Origin of the sequence: Streptomyces sp. NBC_01283 (assembly GCF_041435335.1) — a bacterium.
GTDB lineage: Bacteria > Actinomycetota > Actinomycetes > Streptomycetales > Streptomycetaceae > Streptomyces.
In genome coordinates this window covers 5,102,039-5,122,632 of sequence record NZ_CP108430.1, presented here as the reverse complement: position 1 = coordinate 5,122,632, position 20,594 = coordinate 5,102,039, and the positions used below count along the sequence as shown (strand labels likewise).

The 20,594-nt window shown below is 71.8% G+C and carries 15 protein-coding genes and 1 pseudogene; 9 read left to right on the top strand and 7 right to left on the bottom strand.

Annotation, left to right across the window (positions count from 1 at the left end; translation table 11 throughout):
* Window positions 1-4 precede the first annotated feature (4 nt).
* A complete protein-coding gene (locus tag OG302_RS23505; protein WP_361832133.1) occupies window positions 5-388 on the bottom strand; it encodes a cold-shock protein in 384 nt (127 codons plus the stop codon).
* A 171-nt stretch (window positions 389-559) separates the two neighbouring features.
* On the opposite strand from OG302_RS23505, the gene OG302_RS23500 reads away from it, so the two are divergent.
* The gene (locus tag OG302_RS23500) at window positions 560-811 is read left to right on the top strand and encodes a hypothetical protein (protein WP_371528571.1); all 252 of its coding nucleotides are present in this window, start codon (window positions 560-562) and stop codon (window positions 809-811) included.
* Here OG302_RS23500 and OG302_RS23495 read toward each other — a convergent pair.
* The gene (locus tag OG302_RS23495) at window positions 804-1,433 is read right to left on the bottom strand and encodes an HAD family hydrolase (protein ID WP_371528570.1); all 630 of its coding nucleotides are present in this window, start codon (window positions 1,431-1,433) and stop codon (window positions 804-806) included. The genes OG302_RS23500 and OG302_RS23495 overlap by 8 nt on opposite strands.
* A gap of 123 nt (window positions 1,434-1,556) precedes the next feature.
* Here OG302_RS23495 and OG302_RS23490 point away from each other — a divergent pair, with 123 nt between their 5' ends.
* The 4 genes from OG302_RS23490 to OG302_RS23475 are packed head-to-tail and all read left to right on the top strand — an operon-like array spanning window position 1,557 to window position 5,474.
* Window positions 1,557-2,555, top strand: a complete 999-nt coding sequence (locus tag OG302_RS23490; RefSeq protein ID WP_371528569.1) for a FecCD family ABC transporter permease — start codon at window positions 1,557-1,559, stop codon at window positions 2,553-2,555.
* The gene (locus OG302_RS23485; protein ID WP_371528568.1) at window positions 2,552-3,643 is read left to right on the top strand and encodes a FecCD family ABC transporter permease; all 1,092 of its coding nucleotides are present in this window, start codon (window positions 2,552-2,554) and stop codon (window positions 3,641-3,643) included. Before OG302_RS23490 ends, OG302_RS23485 begins: the two co-directional genes overlap by 4 nt.
* Window positions 3,640-4,482, top strand: coding sequence for an ABC transporter ATP-binding protein (locus OG302_RS23480; RefSeq protein WP_371528567.1), 843 nt, complete (start codon window positions 3,640-3,642; stop codon window positions 4,480-4,482). The genes OG302_RS23485 and OG302_RS23480 overlap by 4 nt, the downstream gene beginning before the upstream one ends.
* On the top strand, window positions 4,479-5,474 hold the full coding sequence (locus OG302_RS23475; protein ID WP_371528566.1) for an ABC transporter substrate-binding protein: 996 nt from the start codon (window positions 4,479-4,481) through the stop codon (window positions 5,472-5,474). Before OG302_RS23480 ends, OG302_RS23475 begins: the two co-directional genes overlap by 4 nt.
* Window positions 5,475-5,478: 4 nt before the next feature.
* Here OG302_RS23475 and OG302_RS23470 read toward each other — a convergent pair whose 3' ends face one another.
* Window positions 5,479-6,525 carry a hypothetical protein gene (locus tag OG302_RS23470; RefSeq protein ID WP_371528565.1) on the bottom strand — a complete coding sequence of 349 codons (1,047 nt, stop codon included), beginning with the start codon at window positions 6,523-6,525 and terminating at the stop codon, window positions 5,479-5,481.
* A gap of 666 nt (window positions 6,526-7,191) precedes the next feature.
* On the opposite strand from OG302_RS23470, the gene OG302_RS23465 reads away from it, so the two are divergent.
* Both OG302_RS23465 and OG302_RS23460 read left to right on the top strand, forming a co-directional pair.
* Window positions 7,192-9,813 carry a helicase-associated domain-containing protein gene (locus tag OG302_RS23465; RefSeq protein ID WP_371528564.1) on the top strand — a complete coding sequence of 874 codons (2,622 nt, stop codon included), beginning with the start codon at window positions 7,192-7,194 and terminating at the stop codon, window positions 9,811-9,813.
* Between the two features lie 98 nt (window positions 9,814-9,911).
* Window positions 9,912-11,555 (top strand): DNA repair helicase XPB, encoded by a 1,644-nt coding sequence (locus tag OG302_RS23460; RefSeq protein WP_371528563.1) that lies wholly within the window; start codon window positions 9,912-9,914, stop codon window positions 11,553-11,555.
* Here OG302_RS23460 and OG302_RS23455 read toward each other — a convergent pair.
* Window positions 11,458-12,618: pseudogene (locus tag OG302_RS23455) on the bottom strand (glycosyltransferase 87 family protein); the annotation flags it as partial. The gene OG302_RS23460 and the pseudogene OG302_RS23455 overlap by 98 nt on opposite strands.
* A 522-nt stretch (window positions 12,619-13,140) precedes the next feature.
* Here OG302_RS23455 and OG302_RS23450 point away from each other — a divergent pair.
* Window positions 13,141-14,343, top strand: coding sequence for an IS110 family transposase (locus tag OG302_RS23450; protein WP_371527472.1), 1,203 nt, complete (start codon window positions 13,141-13,143; stop codon window positions 14,341-14,343).
* 166 nt (window positions 14,344-14,509) lie between these two features.
* Window positions 14,510-16,567 (top strand): AAA family ATPase, encoded by a 2,058-nt coding sequence (locus OG302_RS23445; protein WP_371528562.1) that lies wholly within the window; start codon window positions 14,510-14,512, stop codon window positions 16,565-16,567.
* 43 nt (window positions 16,568-16,610) lie between these two features.
* Here the strand turns inward: OG302_RS23445 and OG302_RS23440 are convergent, their stop codons facing one another.
* From OG302_RS23440 to OG302_RS23430, 3 genes are all read right to left on the bottom strand, one after another.
* The gene (locus OG302_RS23440) at window positions 16,611-17,180 is read right to left on the bottom strand and encodes a DUF2165 domain-containing protein (protein WP_371528561.1); all 570 of its coding nucleotides are present in this window, start codon (window positions 17,178-17,180) and stop codon (window positions 16,611-16,613) included.
* A gap of 146 nt (window positions 17,181-17,326) precedes the next feature.
* Window positions 17,327-18,016, bottom strand: coding sequence for a copper homeostasis protein CutC (locus tag OG302_RS23435; RefSeq protein ID WP_371528560.1), 690 nt, complete (start codon window positions 18,014-18,016; stop codon window positions 17,327-17,329).
* A gap of 208 nt (window positions 18,017-18,224) precedes the next feature.
* The gene (locus OG302_RS23430) at window positions 18,225-20,507 is read right to left on the bottom strand and encodes a heavy metal translocating P-type ATPase (protein WP_371528559.1); all 2,283 of its coding nucleotides are present in this window, start codon (window positions 20,505-20,507) and stop codon (window positions 18,225-18,227) included.
* Between the last annotated feature and the right edge of the window lie 87 nt (window positions 20,508-20,594).

The window sequence follows — 20,594 nt, the reverse complement described above, 5'->3', positions numbered from 1 at the left end:
GTCCCTACACGTCCAGTTGGTCCGCCACCGCCCGGAGCAGGCCGGCGATCTTCGCGCCCGACGCCTTGTCGGGGTAGCGCCCCTTCTCCAGCATCGGCGTGATGTTCTCGAGCAGCGTCGTCAAGTCCTGGACGATCGACGCCAGTTCGTCGGGCTTGCGCCGCTGCGCGGCGGCAACGGACGGCGTCGGGTCGAGGATCGTCACCGACAGGGCCTGGTCACCGCGCTGACCGGCGACGACGCCGAACTCGACGCGCTGGCCGGGCTTGAGTGTGTCGACACTGTCGGGCAGTACGGAGGAGTGCACGAAGACGTCGCCGCCGTCATCGCGGGAGAGGAAGCCGAAGCCCTTCTCGCTGTTGAACCACTTGACCTTGCCGGTAGGCACCTGAAGTCCTCGTCCTCGTACTTGTCGTCGTACGCGTCTATGCCGCGGAAAACGGCTCTGGATAGCACTACAGCGGGTCGCCCGACCCGCCGCCACCAAGACTATGGGTCCGGGGGCCGGTGACAAGACGTCCCCGGATTCTTCCTTCGCGCTGGGAACTACCCTGGTCGGGTGCGTGACAAAACCCAAGCGAATTCCGCCGGACCGGGCGATGGCCTGGTCCGGACCGGAGCAGTCATCTTCTTCGTCGGAGCCGTGGCCACTCTGGTCACGGTGGCCCCGCTGTTCCTCGGCACCGACCCGTTCCCGTCCATCGCGTACGCGGTGTGCATGCTGATGGGCGTCGGGTTCCTCGTCGCCGTGGCGGGAGTGCTGCGCGGTATCGCCGTTCAGCGCCGCCAGGCCAGGTCGGCGACTACTTAGCGGCGGCGCCTTCCACATACGCGGCGAGCCAGGCGGGGAACTCCGTCAGGTCGGTGAGCACGGCATCCGCTCCCGCCGCGCGCAGTTCCGCTGCGTCGCACGGCCCGGTGGCCACCGCCACGGAGAGCGCGCCCGCCGTACGCGCGCCGCGTACATCACCGGTGTGGTCCCCGACGTACACCGCCGCGTCGTGCTCGCGCAGTGCCTCCGCCTTCGCCTCGGCCCACAGCCAGCCGATCACCGCGTCCGCCTCGATGCCGAGGTGCGCCAGGTGGAGCTTCGCGTTCGGCTCGTGCTTGGCGGTCACCACGATCGCCCGGCCGCCGTGGGAGCGCACGGCCGCGACCGCCTCGCGGGCACCGGCCATCGCGAGCGCGGGGGCGATGGCGTATGTGGGATAGATCTCACGGTAGCGGTCGGCCATCTCCTGGATCCGCTCCTCGGGGAACCAGTGGCGCAGCTCCTGCTCCAGCGGCGGGCCGAGCCGGGAGATCGCGAGATCGGCGTCTATGTAGGTTCCGGTCTCGGCGGTCAGGGCCAGGAAGGCCTCCTTGATGCCGGGCCGGGAGTCGATCAGGGTCATGTCGAGGTCGAAGCCGACTGTCAGAGCGCGTGAGGTCATGAGGCCATTGTGCCGAGGCCCGACGGCCGGGAACGGGGCCGAAGGGCCCGCCCTTAGACTTAGCCGAGCCTTACCTCACGGGTGCTCCGCGCCTTCTCGAATCCTCCGAAACGAGCTCAGCCGATGCGTGTGCCAGCCAGACGCGCTGTCGCGATGACGGCGGCCGTCCTGGCCCTGCTGCTCGCGGTCCTGCTCAGTCTCTCCGTCGGCGCCCGCGCGATCGCGCCGTCCGCCGTCATCGACGCCCTGCTGCACGGCGGGCACAGCGACGCCGCCGAAGTCGTCCGCGAGATGCGGGTGCCGCGCACGCTCATCGGCCTGATGGTCGGCGCCGCGCTCGCCCTGGCCGGCACGGTCCTGCAGGGCATCACCCGCAACCCCATCGCCGACCCCGGCATCCTCGGCGTCAGCCAGGGCGCGTCGGTGGGCGTGGTCATGGCGATCGCGTTCGCGGGCGTGCACACACTGACCGGATACGTCTGGTACGCCTTCGTCGGCGCGGGCCTCGCGTCCGTCGCGGTGTACGCGATCGCCGCGAGCGGACGGGGCGGTGCGACCCCCGTGAAGCTCGCCCTCGGCGGCGCCGCGATCAACGCGCTCCTGGTCTCCCTGACCACCGCGGTCCTCACCACCAGGGCATCGGCCCTGGACGAGTTCCGCTTCTGGCAGGTGGGCTCGCTCTCCGGGCGCGACGCGGAGATCGTCGGGCAGATCTGGCCGTTCCTGCTTGTGGGGCTGGTTCTTGTGCTGTCCGTGGCCCGCGGCCTCGATGCGCTCGCCCTCGGCGAGGACGTGGCCAAGGGCCTCGGGCAGAAGGTCGCGACCGTACGGATCGTCGGCGGTCTCGGGGCGACCGTGCTGACCGGCGCGGGGGTGGCGGCGGCCGGACCCATCGCGTTCATCGGGCTCGCGGTCCCGCACATCGCCCGCGCGATCGTGGGCAGCGGGCATCGCTGGGTGCTGCCCATGGCCGCCGTCATCGGGCCCGTCATGCTGCTCGTCTCCGACACCGTGGGGCGCGTGGTCTTCCCGCCGAGCGAGGTGCCTGCCGGGGTGATGACCGCGCTCATCGGGGTGCCGTTCCTGGTGACGCTGGTGCGCCGGAAGGCGGTCGCGGCATGAGCGCCCAGCCGATCGCTGCGGGGCGCATACGCCCCGCCGGGTACTCGGTACTGCGGCTCCGCGGGGCCGCGTTCCTGGTGCACCGCAGGGCAGCCGTGGTCGCCGTGCTCCTCGCGCTGCTCCTGGCGGCGAGCTGCCTCGCGTACCTCTGCATGGGCGAGGCCTTCGTCGCACCCGGCGAGGTCCTGAAGGTCCTGACGGGGCAGCCCTCCCCCGACGAGCTGGTCGTGGGAACGCTGCGCGAACCCCGCATGGTCGTCGGCCTCCTCGTCGGCGCCGCCTTCGGTGTCGCGGGCGGCCTCATCCAGACCGTCGCCCGCAACCCCCTGGCCAGCCCCGACATCATCGGCATCAGCCAGGGCGCGAGCGCCCTGACGGTGGGGGCGATGACCCTCGGGGTCACCTCGGCGACCGTCCTGCCCTATCTCTCCGTGATCGGCGGCGTCGCGGCCGCCGCCCTCGTGTACGTCTTCGCCTGGCGCGGCGGCCTGCACGCCACCCGCTTCGTGCTCATCGGCATCGGCTTCGCGATCGCCCTGCGCTCCGTCACCACGCTGTTCATGACCAAGGGCGACTATCTCGTCGCCCAGCAGGCGCAGATCTGGATGACGGGCTCCCTCAACGGCCGCGGCTGGACGGAGGCCGCGCCCCTGGGGTGGGCCCTGCTCGTCCTGCTGCCGTTCGTGTTCTGGGCCGCCCGCGCCCAGCGCTCGGTGACCATGGACGACGACACGGCGACCGCGCTCGGGGTGCGCCTGGGGCACGTACGCCTCGGTCTCGTACTGCTCGGCGTGGTCCTCGCCTCCGTGGCGACCGGCGCCGCCGGGCCCGTCGACTTCGTGGCGCTGCTCGCCCCGCAGATCGCCCGCCGCCTCACCCGCACCGCGCAGATCCCGCTGTTCTGCTCGGCGCTGCTCGGCGCGCTGATCATGGTCCTGGCCGACCTGCTCGCCCGGCGTCTCTTCTCGCCCACCGAGCTGCCGGTCGGCGTCCTCACGGCGGCCGTCGGAGCCCCGTACCTGATCTGGCTCATCGTCCGAAGTCACGGCGCCCGCAGCCGTTCCGTCCGCAATGGAGGCACCTCGTGACCGCCGCCCGCCTCAGCGCCCGCGAGCTGACCCTCGCCTACGAGGACCGCGAGGTCGTGCACGAGCTCGACCTCGCGGTGCCCGACGGCAAGGTCACGGTCATCGTCGGCCCCAACGCGTGCGGGAAGTCGACCACTCTGCGCGCGCTCGGCCGCCTCCTCAAGCCCAAGCGCGGCGCGGTCCTGCTCGACGGCGAAGCGCTCGCCAAGCTGCCGACCAAGAAGATCGCCCAGCAGATCGGGCTGCTCCCGCAGACGCCCGTCGCACCCGAGGCGATCACCGTCGCCGACCTGGTCGCGCGCGGCCGTCAGCCGCATCAGCACTGGTGGCAGCAGTGGTCCGAGGAGGACGAGAGGGCGGTGCGGGAGGCGATGGAACGCACCGACGTCGCCACGCTCGCCGAGCGGTCCGTGGACGAGCTGTCGGGCGGTCAGCGCCAGCGGGTGTGGATCGCGATGGCGCTCGCGCAGGAGACCGAGCTGCTGCTCCTGGACGAGCCGACGACGTATCTCGACATCGCGCACCAGGTCGAGGTGCTCGACCTGGTGCGCCAGCTGAACCATGACCGCGGCCGGACCGTGGTCGTCGTGCTGCACGACCTCAACCAGGCCGCCCGGTACGCCGATCACCTCGTCGCCATGAGGACGGGCCGGATCGTCGCCGAGGGCGCGCCCGCCGACGTCGTCACCGAGGATCTGGTCCGCGATGTGTTCGGTCTGGAGTGTGTGGTGGTACCGGATCCGGTGACGGGCTCGCCCCTGGTCGTCCCCGGGGCTCCGTGGGCCGCCGATGCGCGCCCGCAGCCCTCGTCCGAACGAGAGGTGACCCCCAAGCCATGACCACCAGGAGCACCAGGAGCACTGGGCGCAATGGGTCCGCAAGGACCGGCTTCACTGCCCTCGCCCTGAGCGGCGCGCTCGCGCTCTCGCTCTCGGCCTGCGGAACGTCGGACTCCGATGATCAGAAGGCCGGTTCGGGCAGCACACACGTCATCAAGACCGCGATGGGGGACGTGAAGGTCCCGGTGGCTCCCAAGCGTGTCGTGGTCCTCGACACGGCCGAACTGGACTCCGCGATCACGCTGGGCGTGAAGCCGGTCGGCGCCACGCACGTCGAGGCGGCGTCGGGCTTCCCGGGCTACCTGCCCAAGGACAAGGTCAGCGGCATCAAGGACGTCGGCGAGATGCTGAACCCGAACATGGAGGCCATCGCTGCCCTCAAGCCGGACGTCATCCTCACCAGCAAGATCCGGCACGGGGCGAAGTACGAGCAGCTCAAGCAGATCGCGCCGACCGTGATGACGGAGAACACGGGCTACCCCTGGAAGGAGAACTTCCAGGTGCACGCCGACGCGCTGGGCAAGAGGGCGGAGGCGAAGAAGGCCGTCGCCGCGTACGACGCACACGCCGAGCAGGTGACCACCGCGGTCGGCGGCCCGGCGGAGGCCAAGGCGACGGAGGTCAACGTCGTGCGGTTCGTGGAGGGCGCGGACATCCGCGTCTACGGCGAGAAGACGTACATCGCCACGCTCCTCAAGGACGTGGGTCTGGGCCGCCCCGCGATCGCCGCCAAGGCCAAGGACGGCTTCTCGTACGACGTGTCGCCCGAGAAGATCGACCTCGCCGACGCGGATGTCATCTTCCGCGCCACGTACGGCGATCCGAAGAAATCCAAGCAGACGCAGACCGTCGGCAGCAGCCTGTGGAAGAACATGGACGCGGTGAAGAAGGGCGATGTCCACACCGTCGACGACGAACTGTGGATCCAGGGCATCGGCTACACGGCGGCGAACAGGATCCTGGACGAGATGCAGAAGGCGCTGGCGCGCTGACCCCTCACGGCCGTTGCCGCTGGGACCTCCACACGAGGTAGAGCGCGGAGGCGATGGCCGCGCCGCGCACCACCCACGGCCAGGTCTCGGCCATCGCGTCGCTCATGTGGCCGTCGCGGACGGGATCGCCCCAGCGGCCTTCGTTCCTGCCCCACAGCCAGGTGATCCCGGCCGCCACGGCCAGCCCCGGCAGACCCATGACGGCCCACTTCGCCTCGGCGCGGCTGAGCCTGCGCGAGGCGTAGGCGAGGAGCCAGCCACCGCCCAGGGCAAGCCAGTTGCCGAGGATGGCGCCGACGGTGAGGAGGGCTGCGGCGAGCAGGAGGAGGGGGTTGGTGAAGCGGGGGGTGGCGGGGGCGAGGGCTGCGGGCCGCCTTAGCCGAAGCCGCCGGGGAGCCTCTACGTGTTCCTCGCCGACTTCCTCGCCGTCTTCTTCCTCTTCCTCTCCCTCTTCTTCCTCTTCCACCGGGTCGGGGCGCTTCTTGGGCGGGGGCTTGAGGATCTCCGGGATTTCTACGCCGCCGGTGAAGCCCGGCACGCTGTCGGCGAGGCCGAAGGGGCTGCTGTCCACTCGCCACCAGTCGGGCTCGGAGCCGCTCTCGCCGAGTTCGTCCGTGCCCGCGAGGTGCGGCGGGGAGGGTACGTCCTCCTGGGGCGGCTCCGGTTCCTCCGCCGCCGGGCGGGGGCGGGGGCGGGGGCGGGGCACCACTCGGCGCAGGCGCTTGGGGCGTGGTTCCTTCGGCTCCGGTGTGCGCTGGGTGGGGACGGCGGGGCTGGGGGTGGCCGTCTCCGCCACGTCACCGGTGCCGGTGCCGGTGCCGGTGCCGGTGCCTGCGGCTTCCACCAGGTCCTCGGGGGAGCCGAGGCGGTCGAGGATGCGGCGTATCGCGGCCGGGCTGTCGACCGTGGCCTTGGCCCGGCTCCGGTCGATCTCGTTCCGCAGGCCGGAGACCAGGCGCATGCGGGTGCCTGACGGCAGCTGCTGTTGCTGGGCCAGGTCGCCGACGCGGCTCAGATAGTCGAAGACGAGCTGATCGCTCTCGATCCCCACGAAGTCCCCTCCGGGGCGGCCCCGTTGACGCACCGCCCTTTGTACCCGGTCCCCCGACGTTACCGCGTCCCCCGCCACCCGGGGGCCCGGCACCTCATTCCCCCTGCCCTTGCCCCGCAGCCTCCACCTGGACGAACAAGCTTTCCCGCCCACCCACCCGATTGCCCGGCAGCACCATCGATCAGCCAACGACCGGCCGCAGCCGGCGACGCTCGCAAGGGGAGGTGCCGATATGTCCGCCCGGAGCACGGCTCCCGGCACCCCAGCCCCGAAGCACCCCAGCGGCCACCGCACGATAGCGAGGACGGACATACCGGCACGTCCCCGCACCCACAGACGATGGGCCCCGCAGCCACGCACGCACCCGCAGCCGGCGACGCACGCAAGGGGACGTGCCGGTACGTCCGCCCGGAGCACGGCTCCCGGCACCCCAGCCCCGAAGCACCCCAGCGGCCACCGGACGATAGCGAGGACGGACATACCGGCACGGCACCGCACCCCAAGACGGAGCCAACCCGCAGCCCGCACGCACCCGCCGCCGGCACGGTTCGCGGTGTGGCACCGCGCCCCCAGACGGAGCGGACCCGCCCCCGTCGCGGCCCCCCGCCACAGGCACAGCCCCCAGGAACGCCCGGCCCCGCACCCCAACCCGCTACCGTGAGCCTGATGAGCACCGACGAGCAGCCCCAGCGCCCAGCGGACACCCCCCGGTCCCTCGCCGAGGCACTCCGCTCCCGTGACGACGCGTCCCTCGGCGCGCTGCTCCACGCCCGCCCCGATCTCCTCACGCCGGTCCCGAACGACCTCACCCAGCTCGCCACGCGCGCGGCGACCCGCGCATCCGTGGTCCGCGCCCTGGAGCGGCTCGACCGGTTCGCCCAGCAAGTGGCCGAGGCGCTCGCCGTGGCCCCGGAACCCGCCACGTACGAAGAGCTGCACGCCCTCGTCGCCGGCGACGAGGGCGGCGAGGGCGGTAACGCCACCGTCGATGCCGCGCTCGGCCGCGCCCTCGCCGCCCTGCGCGAGCAGGCCCTCGTCTGGGGCGCCGACGACCGCCTCCGCCTGGTCCGCACCGCCCGCGAACTCCTCGCCCCCGCCCCGCAGTACCCCTCCCCCACCGGCCTGGGCCCGACCGTCGCCGAGGCCACCGCGGGCATGTCCCCGAACCGTATGCAGGACATCGTGGCGGCGGCGGGGCTGCCGTCCACGCACGACGCGGTCTCCGCGGTGCGCTCGCTCACCGAACTGTTCACGGACCGCACCCGGATGTCCGCGCTCCTCGACGAAGCCCCCGCCGAGTCCGTCGAGGTGCTCTCGCGGCTCGTCTGGGGCCCGCCGTACGGCCAGGTCACCGCCGACCCGGCGCGCCACCTGCGCTGGCTCCTGGACCGCGGGCTCCTGCTCCCCACCGCGCCCGGCACCGTCGTACTCCCCCGCGAAGCGGCCCTGCACCTGCGCGCGGGCCGCGCCCACCGGGTGCTCGAACCGGCACCGCCCGCCATCGAGGTGCTGCGCGAACACCGTCCACAGGCTGTGGACGCGGCGGCGGCGAGCCAGGCGTACATGGCGCTCGACACGGTCGAGGAGCTCTTGAAGGACTGGGACGAGGGCGGCCCCACCGTGCTGCGCGCGGGCGGCCTCAGCGTGCGCGACCTGAAGCGGACCGCGGTCGCCCTGGACCTGCCCGAGCCGGTCGCGGCGTTCTGGGTCGAACTGGCCTACGCGGCGGGCCTCGTGGCATCGGACGGCGAGGCGGACGAGCGGTACGCGGCGACCCCCGCGTACGACGACTGGCAGGAGCTGCCCGCCGCCGAGCGCTGGTCGGTCCTCGCCACGGCCTGGCTGACGGCGACCCGCACGGCGGGCCTGATCGGCGGCCGTGACGGCAAGGACCGCACGCTCTCGGCGCTCGGCCCGCACCTGGACCGCTCGTCGGCGCCGGAGATCCGGCACCGCGTGCTCACACTCCTCACGACCCTGCCGGACGGCGCGAGCCCGACGCCCGAGTCGATCCTCGCGCGCCTGCGGTGGGAGCGCCCGCCGCGCGGCTCGGTAGGCGGCGGCACGTCCCCCCACTCCTCGCCCGGCGGGCCCGGCAGCAGCACCGCACCCATGGAGCTGCGCGCCAGGATCGCCCAATGGACGCTGAACGAGAGCGAGTTGCTGGGCATCACGGGGCGCGGCGCACTGTCCGCGCACGGACGGGCCCTGCTCGGCTCCGAGAGCGGATCGGGCGAAGAGACCTCGGCGGGGGTGGCGGCGAACCCGGGCACCTCCCAGACCGGCACCTCCCAGACCGGCGCCCACACCCTCCCCACCCCCCGGGCTCCCCACCCCTCCCCCTCCGAACTCGCCGCCCAGGGCGCGAGAGCCGCCAGACTCCTCGCGCCCCTGCTCCCCGAGCCCCTGGACCACGTACTGCTGCAGGCCGACCTCACGGCCGTGGCCCCCGGCCCGCTGGAGCGTCCGCTCGCCGAGACGCTGTCCGTGCTCGCCGACGTCGAGTCGAAGGGCGGTGCGACCGTGTACCGGTTCACGCCCGGTTCCGTGCGGCGGGCGCTCGACGCGGGGAAGTCCGCGTCCGACCTGCACGCCTTCCTGGCCTCGCACTCCCGTACGCCGGTTCCGCAGCCCCTCGCGTACCTCATCGACGACGTGGCCCGTAAGCACGGCCACCTGCGGATCGGCGCCGCGTCCGCGTACGTGCGCTGCGACGACGAGGCGCTCCTGAACGAGATCCTGGCCGACAAGCGCTCCCAGGGCCTGCGGCTGCGCCGCCTCGCGCCCACCGTGCTCGCCGCGCAGGCCGACCCCGGGGCGCTCCTCGAAGGCCTGCGCGGGATGGGCTTCGCACCCGCCGCGGAGAGCGCCGAGGGCGACGTACTGATCACGCGGGCGCACGCCCACCGCTCGCCGCCCCGCACCGCTCCCGAGCCGGTCCACGACGGCCCGCCGCTGGCCGACACCACACTGATCGGCGCGGCCGTACGCGCCATCCGCGCCGGCGACCTGGCCTCGACCATGCCCCGCAAGGCGACCCCGGAGAAGGGCGACGCGCTGCCCCGCACCACGGCGGCGGAGACCCTCGCCACGATGCAGGCCGCGGTCCTGACCGGCGAGGCGGTGTGGATCGGCTACGTCAACGCGGAGGGCGCGGCCAGCCAGCGGGTGATCGCCCCGATCCGGGTGGAGGGCGGCTTCGTCACGGCGTACGACCACACGGCGGACGAGGTGAAGACGTATCCGCTGCACCGGGTCACGGGAGTGGCGGAGCTGGCGGACGACTGACGAACGAGCCCGGCGGAACGTGAGCAGAAACGCAGGCCGGACCGTATCGGCGCGCCATGCGGCACACTGGAGGTTTGGCTTACCGAAAGGGTGCGCGCGTGAATGGTCCCCTGATCGTCCAGTCGGACAAGACTCTCCTGCTGGAGGTCGACCACGAGCAGGCCGAGGCCTGCCGCCGTGTCATCGCGCCGTTCGCGGAGCTGGAGCGTGCCCCCGAGCACATCCACACCTACCGCGTGACGCCGCTCGGCCTGTGGAACGCCCGTGCCGCGGGGCACGACGCCGAGCAGGTCGTGGACGCGCTTGTGGAGTTCTCCCGCTATCCCGTGCCGCACGCGCTGCTCGTGGACATCGCCGAGACGATGGCCCGATACGGCAGGCTCACCCTCTCGAAGCACCCCACGCACGGCCTTGTCCTGACCACCACCGACCGGCCGGTCCTGGAAGAGATCCTGCGGTCCAAGAAGGTGCAGCCGCTCGTCGGTGAGCGCCTCGACGCGGACACCGTCGCCGTACACCAGTCCGAGCGCGGCCAGATCAAGCAGACGCTCCTCAAGCTGGGCTGGCCCGCCGAGGACCTCGCCGGGTACGTCGACGGCGAGGCGCACCGCATCGACCTCGCGGAGGACGGCTGGGCGCTGCGGCCGTATCAGAAGCAGGCGGTCGAGGGGTTCTGGCACGGCGGCAGCGGTGTGGTCGTGCTGCCCTGTGGAGCCGGAAAGACGCTGGTCGGAGCCGGTGCCATGGCCGAGGCCAAGGCGACGACGCTCATCCTGGTGACCAACACGGTCTCGGCCCGGCAGTGGAAGCACGAGCTGATCAAGCGGACGTCGCTGACCGAGGAGGAGATCGGCGAGTACAGCGGTACGCGCAAGGAGATCCGCCCGGTCACCATCGCCACGTATCAAGTCCTGACGACGAAGCGCAAGGGCGTCTACCCGCACCTCGAACTCTTCGACTCCCGGGACTGGGGCCTCGTCATCTACGACGAGGTGCACCTGCTGCCCGCCCCCGTCTTCAAGTTCACCGCCGACCTCCAGGCCCGGCGGCGGCTCGGCCTGACGGCCACGCTGGTACGGGAGGACGGCCGCGAGTCGGACGTCTTTTCGTTGATCGGCCCGAAGCGGTTCGACGCTCCGTGGAAGGAGATCGAGGCGCAGGGGTACATCGCGCCCGCGGACTGTGTGGAGGTGCGGGTCAACCTCACGGACTCGGAGCGGCTCGCGTACGCGACGGCCGAGGCCGAGGAGAAGTACCGCTTCTGCGCCACGACGGCCACGAAGCGCAAGGTGACGGAAGCTCTCGTCAAGAAGCACGCGGGCGAGCAGACGCTGGTCATCGGCCAGTACATCGACCAGCTCGACGAGCTGGGCGAGCATCTGGACGCGCCGGTCATCAAGGGCGAGACGACGAACGCGCAGCGCGAGAAGCTGTTCGGGGCGTTCCGGGAGGGCGAGATCTCCGTCCTCGTCGTCTCGAAGGTCGCGAACTTCTCGATCGACCTGCCCGAGGCTACGGTCGCGATCCAGGTGTCCGGGACGTTCGGCTCCCGGCAGGAGGAGGCGCAGCGGCTCGGTCGTGTGCTGCGTCCGAAGGCCGACGGTCATGAGGCCCGCTTCTACTCCGTCGTGGCTCGGGACACCATCGACCAGGACTTCGCGGCACACCGGCAGCGGTTCCTCGCGGAGCAGGGGTACGCGTACCGGATCGTGGACGCGGACGAGCTGCTGGCCGACAACTGAGGACCAGGGCTACGGCGAGCAGCGGGTAGGGCGAGGCCAACGGCTGCTGCCACTGGGGCAGCAGCAGGTCGAGGTCACCCTGGTGCGGGACGAGCCACAGGGTGCGGGCCGTGAAGAGGGTCGCCACCGCCGCGGTCAGGCGGGGGCGGCCCTCCGCCATGAGCAGGGCCAGGAGCGGTACGCACCAGATCCAGTGGTGGGACCAGCTGATGGGCGAGGCGAGGAGCGCGGTGGCGGCGGCCAGGAGGATGCCGCGGGGTTCGCTGGGCGTGCGGGCGGCCAGCCACAGTCCGGTGCCGGCGACGAGGGCCGCGGGCACGGCCCACAGCAGCCCCGGGTGGGGGTCGTGGGCGACGCGGGCGACGAGCCCCTGAAGCGACTGGTTGTCGACGATCCACGCCTTGCCGACGCGGCCCGTCTCGAAGATCCGGTGCGTCCAGAAGTCGGCGCTGGCGGCGGGCAGCGCGAGCGCGCCGAGCGCGACGGTGCCGGTGAGGGCGGCGGTGGCGGTGAGCCCTTCGCGTACGCGCCCGGTGACGAAGAGATACGCGATGAAGACCGCCGGGGTGAGCTTGATCCCGGCGGCGACCCCGATGCCGAACCCCTTGCCCACGGCGCCCGGGGCCCTGGTCAGGTCCCAGAGGATGAGGCAGGCGAGGGCGAGGTTGATCTGCCCGAAGAGAACGGTCTGGAAGACGGGCTCCAGCCACAGGGCGAGGGAGGTGCCCGCGAGGAGGGGGGTGATGCGGGTGGGGAGCCCTGCGAGGCGACAGGAGAGGTGGACGAGGAGCGCGAGGAGGACGAGGTTCCCCACGATGAAGGCGAGCTTGAGGGCGGGGAGGGGGAGCCAGGTGGTGGGTACGAAGAGGAGGGCGGCGAACGGCGGATAGGTGGCCGGAAGCTCCCACCGGGTCACGGTGAACCCATACAACTCACTCCCGCTCACGACGGCGGCGCCTTCGGCCCGATAGACGAGGGCGTCGGCCATGGGAATGCGCTGCACGAAACAGAGGGCGGCGAAGGCGCCGAGGGAGAGACCTAGCAGCACAACGGCCGCACGCACAGGCCTCTTAACGCAACGTGACAAGCCGATGACAGAAGGTTCCTCCACGGCGGCGACCCTAGTGGATCTCGGGAATGCCCGGCCGCGGGTTCCCACCCCGCTGCACGAATCACCCACCCACCCCAGCTGCGCACGCTCCCGCCGCCCCACCCGCGAGATCCCTCCTCCCCCCTCGGCACCGCGGGGCAATCGGGTGGGTGGGAAAAGCTTGTTCGTTCGCGGGGGATGCGGGGTGAACGGGTGGGTGGGTGGGGAGCCCCGTTATCTTCTTCGCGGTTCCGCAATGGGACCGCTGGCCTCCGGGCCCGGCATGACTGTTGCCCCCTGTCGAACCGATGACCTGGGGGGTGGTGTCACCGGGCCCGAGAGGCGCCGTTGGAGACGCTGATGAGAGGTCCGACCACCGCCTGGCCTGGCGCAATGCCCGGCCGTTCGCGGGCGGCAGGTCTGCATAACGTGGATGCGCGCATACGACGCCAACGCCCTGGCCAGCACCGCACGAACCTCGTTAGGGAGGATGGGTTGGACAACATCGACGACGTGGGCGTCTTCCTGGGTCTGGACGTCGGCAAGAGCGCCCATCACGGGCACGGCCTCACCCCGGCCGGGAAGAAGGTCTTCGACAAGCAGCTGCCCAACAGCGAGCCGAAACTGCGGGCCGTCTTCGACAAGCTGACCGCCAAGTTCGACACCGTCCTGGTGATCGTGGACCAGCCCGCCTCCATCGGCGCCCTGCCCCTGACCGTCGCCCGGGACGCCGGCTGCAAGGTCGCCTACCTGCCCGGTCTGTCGATGCGACGCATCGCCGACCTCTACCCCGGCGAGGCGAAAACCGACGCCAAGGACGCCGCGGTGATCGCGGACGCGGCCCGGACCATGCCACACACCCTGCGCTCGTTGGAACTGACCGACGAGATCACCGCCGAGCTGACCGTGCTGGTGGGCTTCGATCAGGACCTGGCGGCCGAGGCGACCCGCACCTCCAACCGGATACGCGGCCTGCTCACCCAGTTCCACCCCAGCCTGGAGCGCGTCCTTGGCCCGCGCCTGGACCACCAGGCCGTGACCTGGCTGCTGGAACGCTACGGGTCCCCGGCCGCGTTGCGGAAAGCCGGCCGCCGCAGGCTCGTTGAGGTGATCCGGCCCAAGGCTCCGCGCATGGCCCAGCGGCTGATCGACGAGGTCTTCGACGCGCTCGACGAGCAGACCGTCGTGGTCCCGGGCACCGGCACCCTCGACGTCGTGATCCCCTCCCTGGCCCGTTCGCTCACGGCTGTCCACGAGCAACGACGAGCTCTGGAAGCGCAGATCGGACAGCTGCTGGAGGCTCACCCTCTTTCCGCGGTCCTGACCTCGATTCCGGGGGTCGCGGTCAGGACCGCCGCCACCTTGCTGGTCACCGTCGGCGACGGCACCGGCTTCCCCACCGCCGCCCACCTGGCCTCCTACGCCGGCCTCGCCCCCACGACCAAGTCATCCGGGACATCGATCCACGGCGAACACGCCCCCCGAGGCGGCAACCGGCAACTCAAACGGGCGATGTTCCTGTCCGCGTTCGCCGCCCTGCACGATCCCGCCTCCCGCGCCTACTACGACAAATGCCGGGCCAGAGGAAAGACCCACACACAAGCCCTCCTCCGGCTCGCCCGGCAACGGATCAACGTGCTGTTCGCGATGCTCCGCGACGGCACCTTCTACGAACCCCGCACCCCACGCCTCGCTTGACGAAAGACATAGAGGCACCCCCCGGGAGGGGATCCCGGCCCCGGGGAAAAGTGGTGGCCCCGCCCCAGGGCGGGGCATAGGATGCCCGGTCTGCCCGCGTGCCTCGCGCCCGCCGCTGACCGGACGGCAACCGGCAGCCCAGACCCGCACCCCGCCGGAGGCAACCGTGCACGCCCACCCCGACCCCCTCTCCCGAGAGCGGAACCACCTCGCCGCATCCCGCTCGGCCCTCCGAGCCATGCGCGAGGACGCCGAGGCGCTCGACATCCGCGACGTCACCGCGAACTGGGTCAACGCCGCCGTCCTGCAGAGCCAGATCGACGAGCGGATCAAGTCCCTCGCCGACCTCTCCCACACCCCGCTCTTCTTCGGACGGCTCGACTACCTCCACGCCCCCGGCGCCGACCAGGCCGAAGGCGCCGAGGGCGAGCAGTTCTACATCGGGCGCCGGCACGTCCACGACGCCGACGGCGACCCCATGGTCATCGACTGGCGAGCCCCCGTCTCGCAGCCCTTCTACCGCGCCTCCAAGAAGGCGCCGATGGACATCGCCCTGCGGCGCCGGTTCGGATACACGGGCGGCGACCTCACCGCGTACGAGGACGAGCACCTCAGTGACGCCGACGAGGTCGAGCGGACCAGCAAGCTGCTCCAGCAGGAGATCGAGCGGCCCCGCGTCGGCCCCATGCGCGACATCGTTGCCACGATCCAGCCCGAGCAGGACGAGATCGTACGGAGCGGCCTCGGGGGGTCCGTGTGCGTGCAGGGCGGGCCCGGGACCGGCAAGACCGCCGTCGGCCTGCACCGTGTCGCCTACCTCCTGTACGCCCACCGCGAGCGCCTCGCCCGGACCGGCACCCTGGTCATCGGGCCCAACAAGTCCTTCCTCCACTACATCGAGCAAGTGCTGCCCGCTCTGGGCGAGTTGGAGGTCAAGCAGGCCACCGTCGACGACCTCGTCGCCCATGTGGAGGTGCGCGGAGCCGACGAGGCCGCCGCCGCCGTCGTGAAGGGCGACGCCCGCATGGCCGACGTCCTGAGGAAGGCCCTGCGGTCGCATGTGACCATGCCCGAGGAGCCCGTGGTCGTGGTGCGCGGGTCCCGGCGCTGGCGCATCCCCGCGTATGAAGTGGAGGAGATCGTCGGCGAGTTGCTCGCTCGCGACATCCGGTACGGGGCCGCCCGCGACGCCCTGCCGCAGCGCCTCGCGCACGCCGTGCTCGTACGGATGGAACAGGCGGGCGAGGCCCCGGACGACCGCGTCCAGGATGCCGTCGCCCGTAACCCCGCGGTGAAGGCCGCCGTCAAGGCAGCGTGGCCGCCCGTCGATCCCGCCAAGCTCGTCCTGCGGCTGCTCTCCGACGCCGAGTTCCTTGCCGTGCACGCCGAGGGGATCCTCGATCACGAGGAGCAGAAGCTGATCCTGTGGGCGAAGCCCGCGCGGAGCGTCAAGGCCGTCAAGTGGTCGGCCGCCGACGCCGTGTTGATCGACGAGGCCACTGATCTCGTCGCCCGGACCCCTTCACTCGGGCACGTCGTCCTCGACGAGGCCCAGGATCTCTCCCCGATGCAGTACCGCGCCGTCGGGCGGCGCTGCACCACCGGTTCCGCCACCGTCCTCGGCGACCTCGCCCAGGGCACCACCCCCTGGGCCACCCGGAGTTGGGAGCAGGCCCTGGAGCATCTGGGGAAGGGGGAAGCGGTCGTGGAGGAACTCACCGCCGGTTTCCGTGTGCCCCGGGAAGTCATCGCGTTCGCCTCCCGGCTGCTTCCCTCCATCGCGCCCGGTCTCGCCGAGGTGAAGTCCGTCCGTGAGTCGGCGGGTTCACTCGTGGTGCACCGCGTGCAGGACGCCAGTACCGCATCCCTCGACACCGCTTCCCTAGAAGCCTGCGTCGAGTCGCTGCGCCACGAAGGTTCCATCGGGCTCATCGCCGCCGACGCCCGCATCCCCGCGCTCGCCGGAGCACTCGACGCCGCCGGGCTGACGTACCTCTCGCCCGGCGAGGAGACCACCCCCGACACCCGGCTCACGCTCGTGCCCGCCTCCCTCGCCAAGGGACTTGAGTACGACTACGTGGTCCTCCACGAGCCCGCCGCCGTGGTCGACGGCGAGCCCGACGAACGGACCGGCCTGCGGCGGCTGTACGTCGCCCTGACCCGTGCCGTCTCGGGACTCACCGTCGTGCACGCGGCGGACCTGCCGGAGCAGATCGCCCCCTAGCCGAGGGAGGCGAAGGAGTCGAGGGAGACACGCGGGACGCGGGTCATGACCCGCTCTTCCCGGAGCCCTCCGCCGACGCACCGGCGGACGGCAGGTGCGTGACGATCAGCACGATGCCGGCGAGCGTCACGACCCGCGTGGCCGCGTCCAGGCCGTTCCAGTCCTCCGACTGCCACATGGCGAACCATTCGCCGCCGATCCCGATGAACCCCGCCCCGAACAGGACGAGGAGCATCAGCAGGCCGATCGTGCCCGCCCGACGGGCCCGGTCATGGCCCTGGGAGCGGCGCAGGGCACCGATCCACAGGCCCGTCGCCGTGAGGAGGACCAGGGCCGCCAGGGTCTCCCAGACGATGATCCCGACGTACGCGGCGTCCTGGAGCGCGGTGGATCCCACCGCGCGCCACATCAGGTCGTCGTCCTTGAAGGTGGTGTCCATGGCCAGGACATGGCGTACGAACTGCTGGTTGGAGTCGAAGTCGGTGATGTTCCCGAAGGCGACGAGTGTGATGTAGAGCGCCACCGTCCCGGTGAGCAGCGTCGCGGCGACGGGCAGTGCCCCCGCCGCGAGCATCCGCTCGGCAGGACGCGTCTTGGCTGCTGGTTTCGGCATGAAGTCCCCCTTGCTGTCCGCCCAGTTGTATCGCGCCCCGCGAGAGCGCGATCAGCCACCCCGCGGGAACGCGACTGGGCGCCACGCGGGAACGCGGTCAAGCACCCCGCCCGCAACGGGAGCAAGTACCCCCGCGCGCAAGGGGATCAGGCGTCCAGCGCCACGCGCCACGCGCGCACCGCGTCCGCGGACACCGGCGCCGACCAGCCGTCGGGCCGCGACGCCCCGCCGATGTGGAACGCGTCGACGCCCGCCGCCTTGAGCCGCGGCAGGTGGTCGAGGCGGAGGCCGCCGCCGACCAGGATCTGCTGCTCGTAGCCCGGTTCGCCGGACCGCGCCGCTTCGTCGAGCAGCGTGGGCAGGCCCTCGTCCACACCCTCCGCCGCACCCGCGGTGAGGTAGGTGTCGAGGCCGGGCAGGTCCGCGAGCTGCTTGCGCAGGGCGTCGCGGGCGGGGGCCCTGTCGATGGCCCGGTGGAACGTCCAGCGGCAGCCGTCGAGCGCTCCCACCACGGCCTCGACCGCGGCCAGGTCTGGGCCGCCCGTCTCGTCGAGGAAGCCGAGCACGAACTCGTCGGCGCCCGCGCTCCTGAGCTCGCGCGCGCGGCGTACGAGAGTGTCGACGTCCCCGGCGGCGAAGCCGTCCGCGAGGCGCAGCATCACGCGCAGGGAGATGTCCACGGCGGCGCGGATCTCGGCAAAGGTCTCGCGGGACGGGGTCAGTCCGTCCGCGGCCATGTCGGTGACCAGTTCGAGGCGGTCCGCGCCTCCGGCCTGGGCGGCGACGGCGTCCTCGGCGTCGAGGGCGATCACCTCCAGGACTGCACGCTTGCTCATGGATGTCTTCCTTCGGGTCCGGGGCCGCGGGGACCGGCGGCGCGGGGGTGGGCGGCGCGGAAGCCTCGGAAGCCACCACACACAGGTCTAGTCCAATTACCCAGCCTACGCGCAGATCACCCCGGCGCGACCCAAGCGCACCGGGGTGATCGTAAAGACATGTACACGTCGATCTTGCCGAGGGTTGGCACGATCACCCACCAAGCGTTCAGCTCAGCGGCTTGAACCCCCTCAGGCGCAGGCTGTTGCCGACCACGAAGACCGAGGAGAACGCCATCGCGGCGCCCGCGATCATCGGGTTCAGGAGGCCGGCCGCGGCCAGCGGCAGGGCGCCCACGTTGTAGGCGAAGGCCCAGAACAGGTTCGACTTGATCGTGCCGAGGGTGCGGCGCGAGAGGCGGATGGCGTCGGCCGCCGCACGCAGGTCTCCTCGTACGAGGGTCAGGTCGCCCGCCTCGATCGCGGCGTCCGTGCCCGTGCCCATCGCCAGGCCCAGGTCGGCCTGGGCGAGCGCCGCCGCGTCGTTCACGCCGTCGCCGACCATAGCCACGCTGCGGCCCTCCGCCTGGAGGCGCTTGACCACGTCGACCTTCTCCTGCGGCATGACCTCCGCGACGACGTCCTCGGGGGCGATGCCCACCTCGGCGGCCACCGACGCCGCGACCGCCTTGTTGTCGCCGGTCAGGAGGATGGGCGTGAGGCCCAGGGCGCGGAGGCGGCGGATCGCTTCCGGGCTCGTCTCCTTGACCGCGTCCGCGACCTCCAGGATGGCCCGCGCCTCCCCGTCCCAGGCGACCGCGATGGCCGTACGCCCGGCCGCCTCGGCGTCGGCCTTCGCCCGCTCCAGTCCGACGGGCAGCCGTATCGCCCACTCGGCGAGCAGCGCCTCACGACCGACCAGGACCGCGTGCCCCTCGACGATGCCCTGGACGCCGAGCCCCGCCACGTTCGCGAAGTCCTCGGGGGCGGGCAGCGCGCCGACCCGCTCGGCCGCCCCCGCGGCCACTGCCTGCGCGATGGGGTGCTCGGAGGAGTGCTCCAAGGCGCCCGCAAGACGCAGGACTTCACCCTCGTCGACGCCCTCCGCCACACGCGTGGCGAGCAGGGTCATCCTGCCGGTGGTGACGGTGCCGGTCTTGTCCAGGACGATCGTGTCGACCTTGCGGGTCGTCTCCAGGACCTCCGGGCCCTTGATCAGGATGCCGAGCTGGGCGCCGCGTCCGGTGCCGACCATGAGGGCGGTCGGCGTCGCGAGCCCCAGGGCGCAGGGGCAGGCGATGATCAGTACGGCGACGGCGGCGGTGAAGGCCGCCGTCAGACCGGACCCGTTGCCGAGCCAGAAGCCGAGGGTGGCGACGGCGAGGGCGATGACGACCGGCACGAAGACGGCCGAGATCCGGTCGGCGAGGCGCTGGGCGGCGGCCTTGCCGTTCTGCGCGTCCTCGACGAGCTTGGCCATGCGGGCGAGCTGGGTGTCGGCGCCGACGCGCGTCGCCTCGACGACGAGGCGCCCGCCCACGTTCAGGGTGGCACCGGTGACGGAGTCCCCCTTGGCGACCTCGACCGGCACGGACTCGCCGGTGAGCATGGAGGCATCGACGGCGGAGGCGCCCTCGACGACCTTGCCGTCGGTGGCGATCTTCTCGCCGGGCCGTACGAGGAAGCGGTCACCGACCTTCAAGTCCCCCACGGGGATGGTCTCTTCACGACCGCCGTCCCGCAGGACGGTGACGTCCTTGGCACCGAGCTGGAGCAGCGCCTTCAGGGCGGCGCCCGCCTTGCGCTTGGAGCGGGCCTCGAAGTACCGCCCGGCCAGGATGAAGGCGGTGACGCCCGCCGCGGCCTCCAGGTAGATGTTCCCGGCGCCGTCCGTGCGGGAGATGGTCAGTTCGAAGGGGTGCGTCATGCCGGGCGTACCGGCCGTACCGAAGAAGAGTGCCCACAGCGACCAGACGAACGCGGCCGACGTGCCGACCGAGATCAGCGTGTCCATCGTCGCCGCGCCGTGCCGCGCGTTCGTGTACGCGGCCTTGTGGAAGGGCCAGGCGGCGTACGTGACGACCGGCGCGGCCAGCGTCAGGGACAGCCACTGCCAGTACTCGAACTGCAGGGCCGGGACCATCGCCATCGCGATGACGGGCACGGAGAGCAGGACAGCGGTGATCAGCCGCTCGCGCAGGGGCCGGAGTTCGTCGGCGGCCCGCTGCTCCTCATCCTCGTCGGCGGGGGCCGGATCGGTGCGGGCCGGGGCGGGCTCCTGCGCGGTGTAGCCGGTGGCCTCGACGGTCGCGATCAGGTCCTGTACGGCGATGTCCTGGCCGCGGTAGCTGACCTTGGCCTTCTCGGTGGCGTAGTTGACGGTCGCCTCCACGCCGTCCATGCGGTTCAGCTTCTTCTCGATGCGGGCGGCGCAGGAGGCGCAGGTCATGCCACCGATGGCGAGTTCGACCTCGGCCACCTCGGTGGTGCCTGGAGGGGGAGTGGTGGACATGTCTGCGGACTCCTCGCTTGGGGGTACCCGGGGTGGGTACCGCTGACAAGATCTATATATACCCCTGGGGGGTAATGGCCGCAAGGT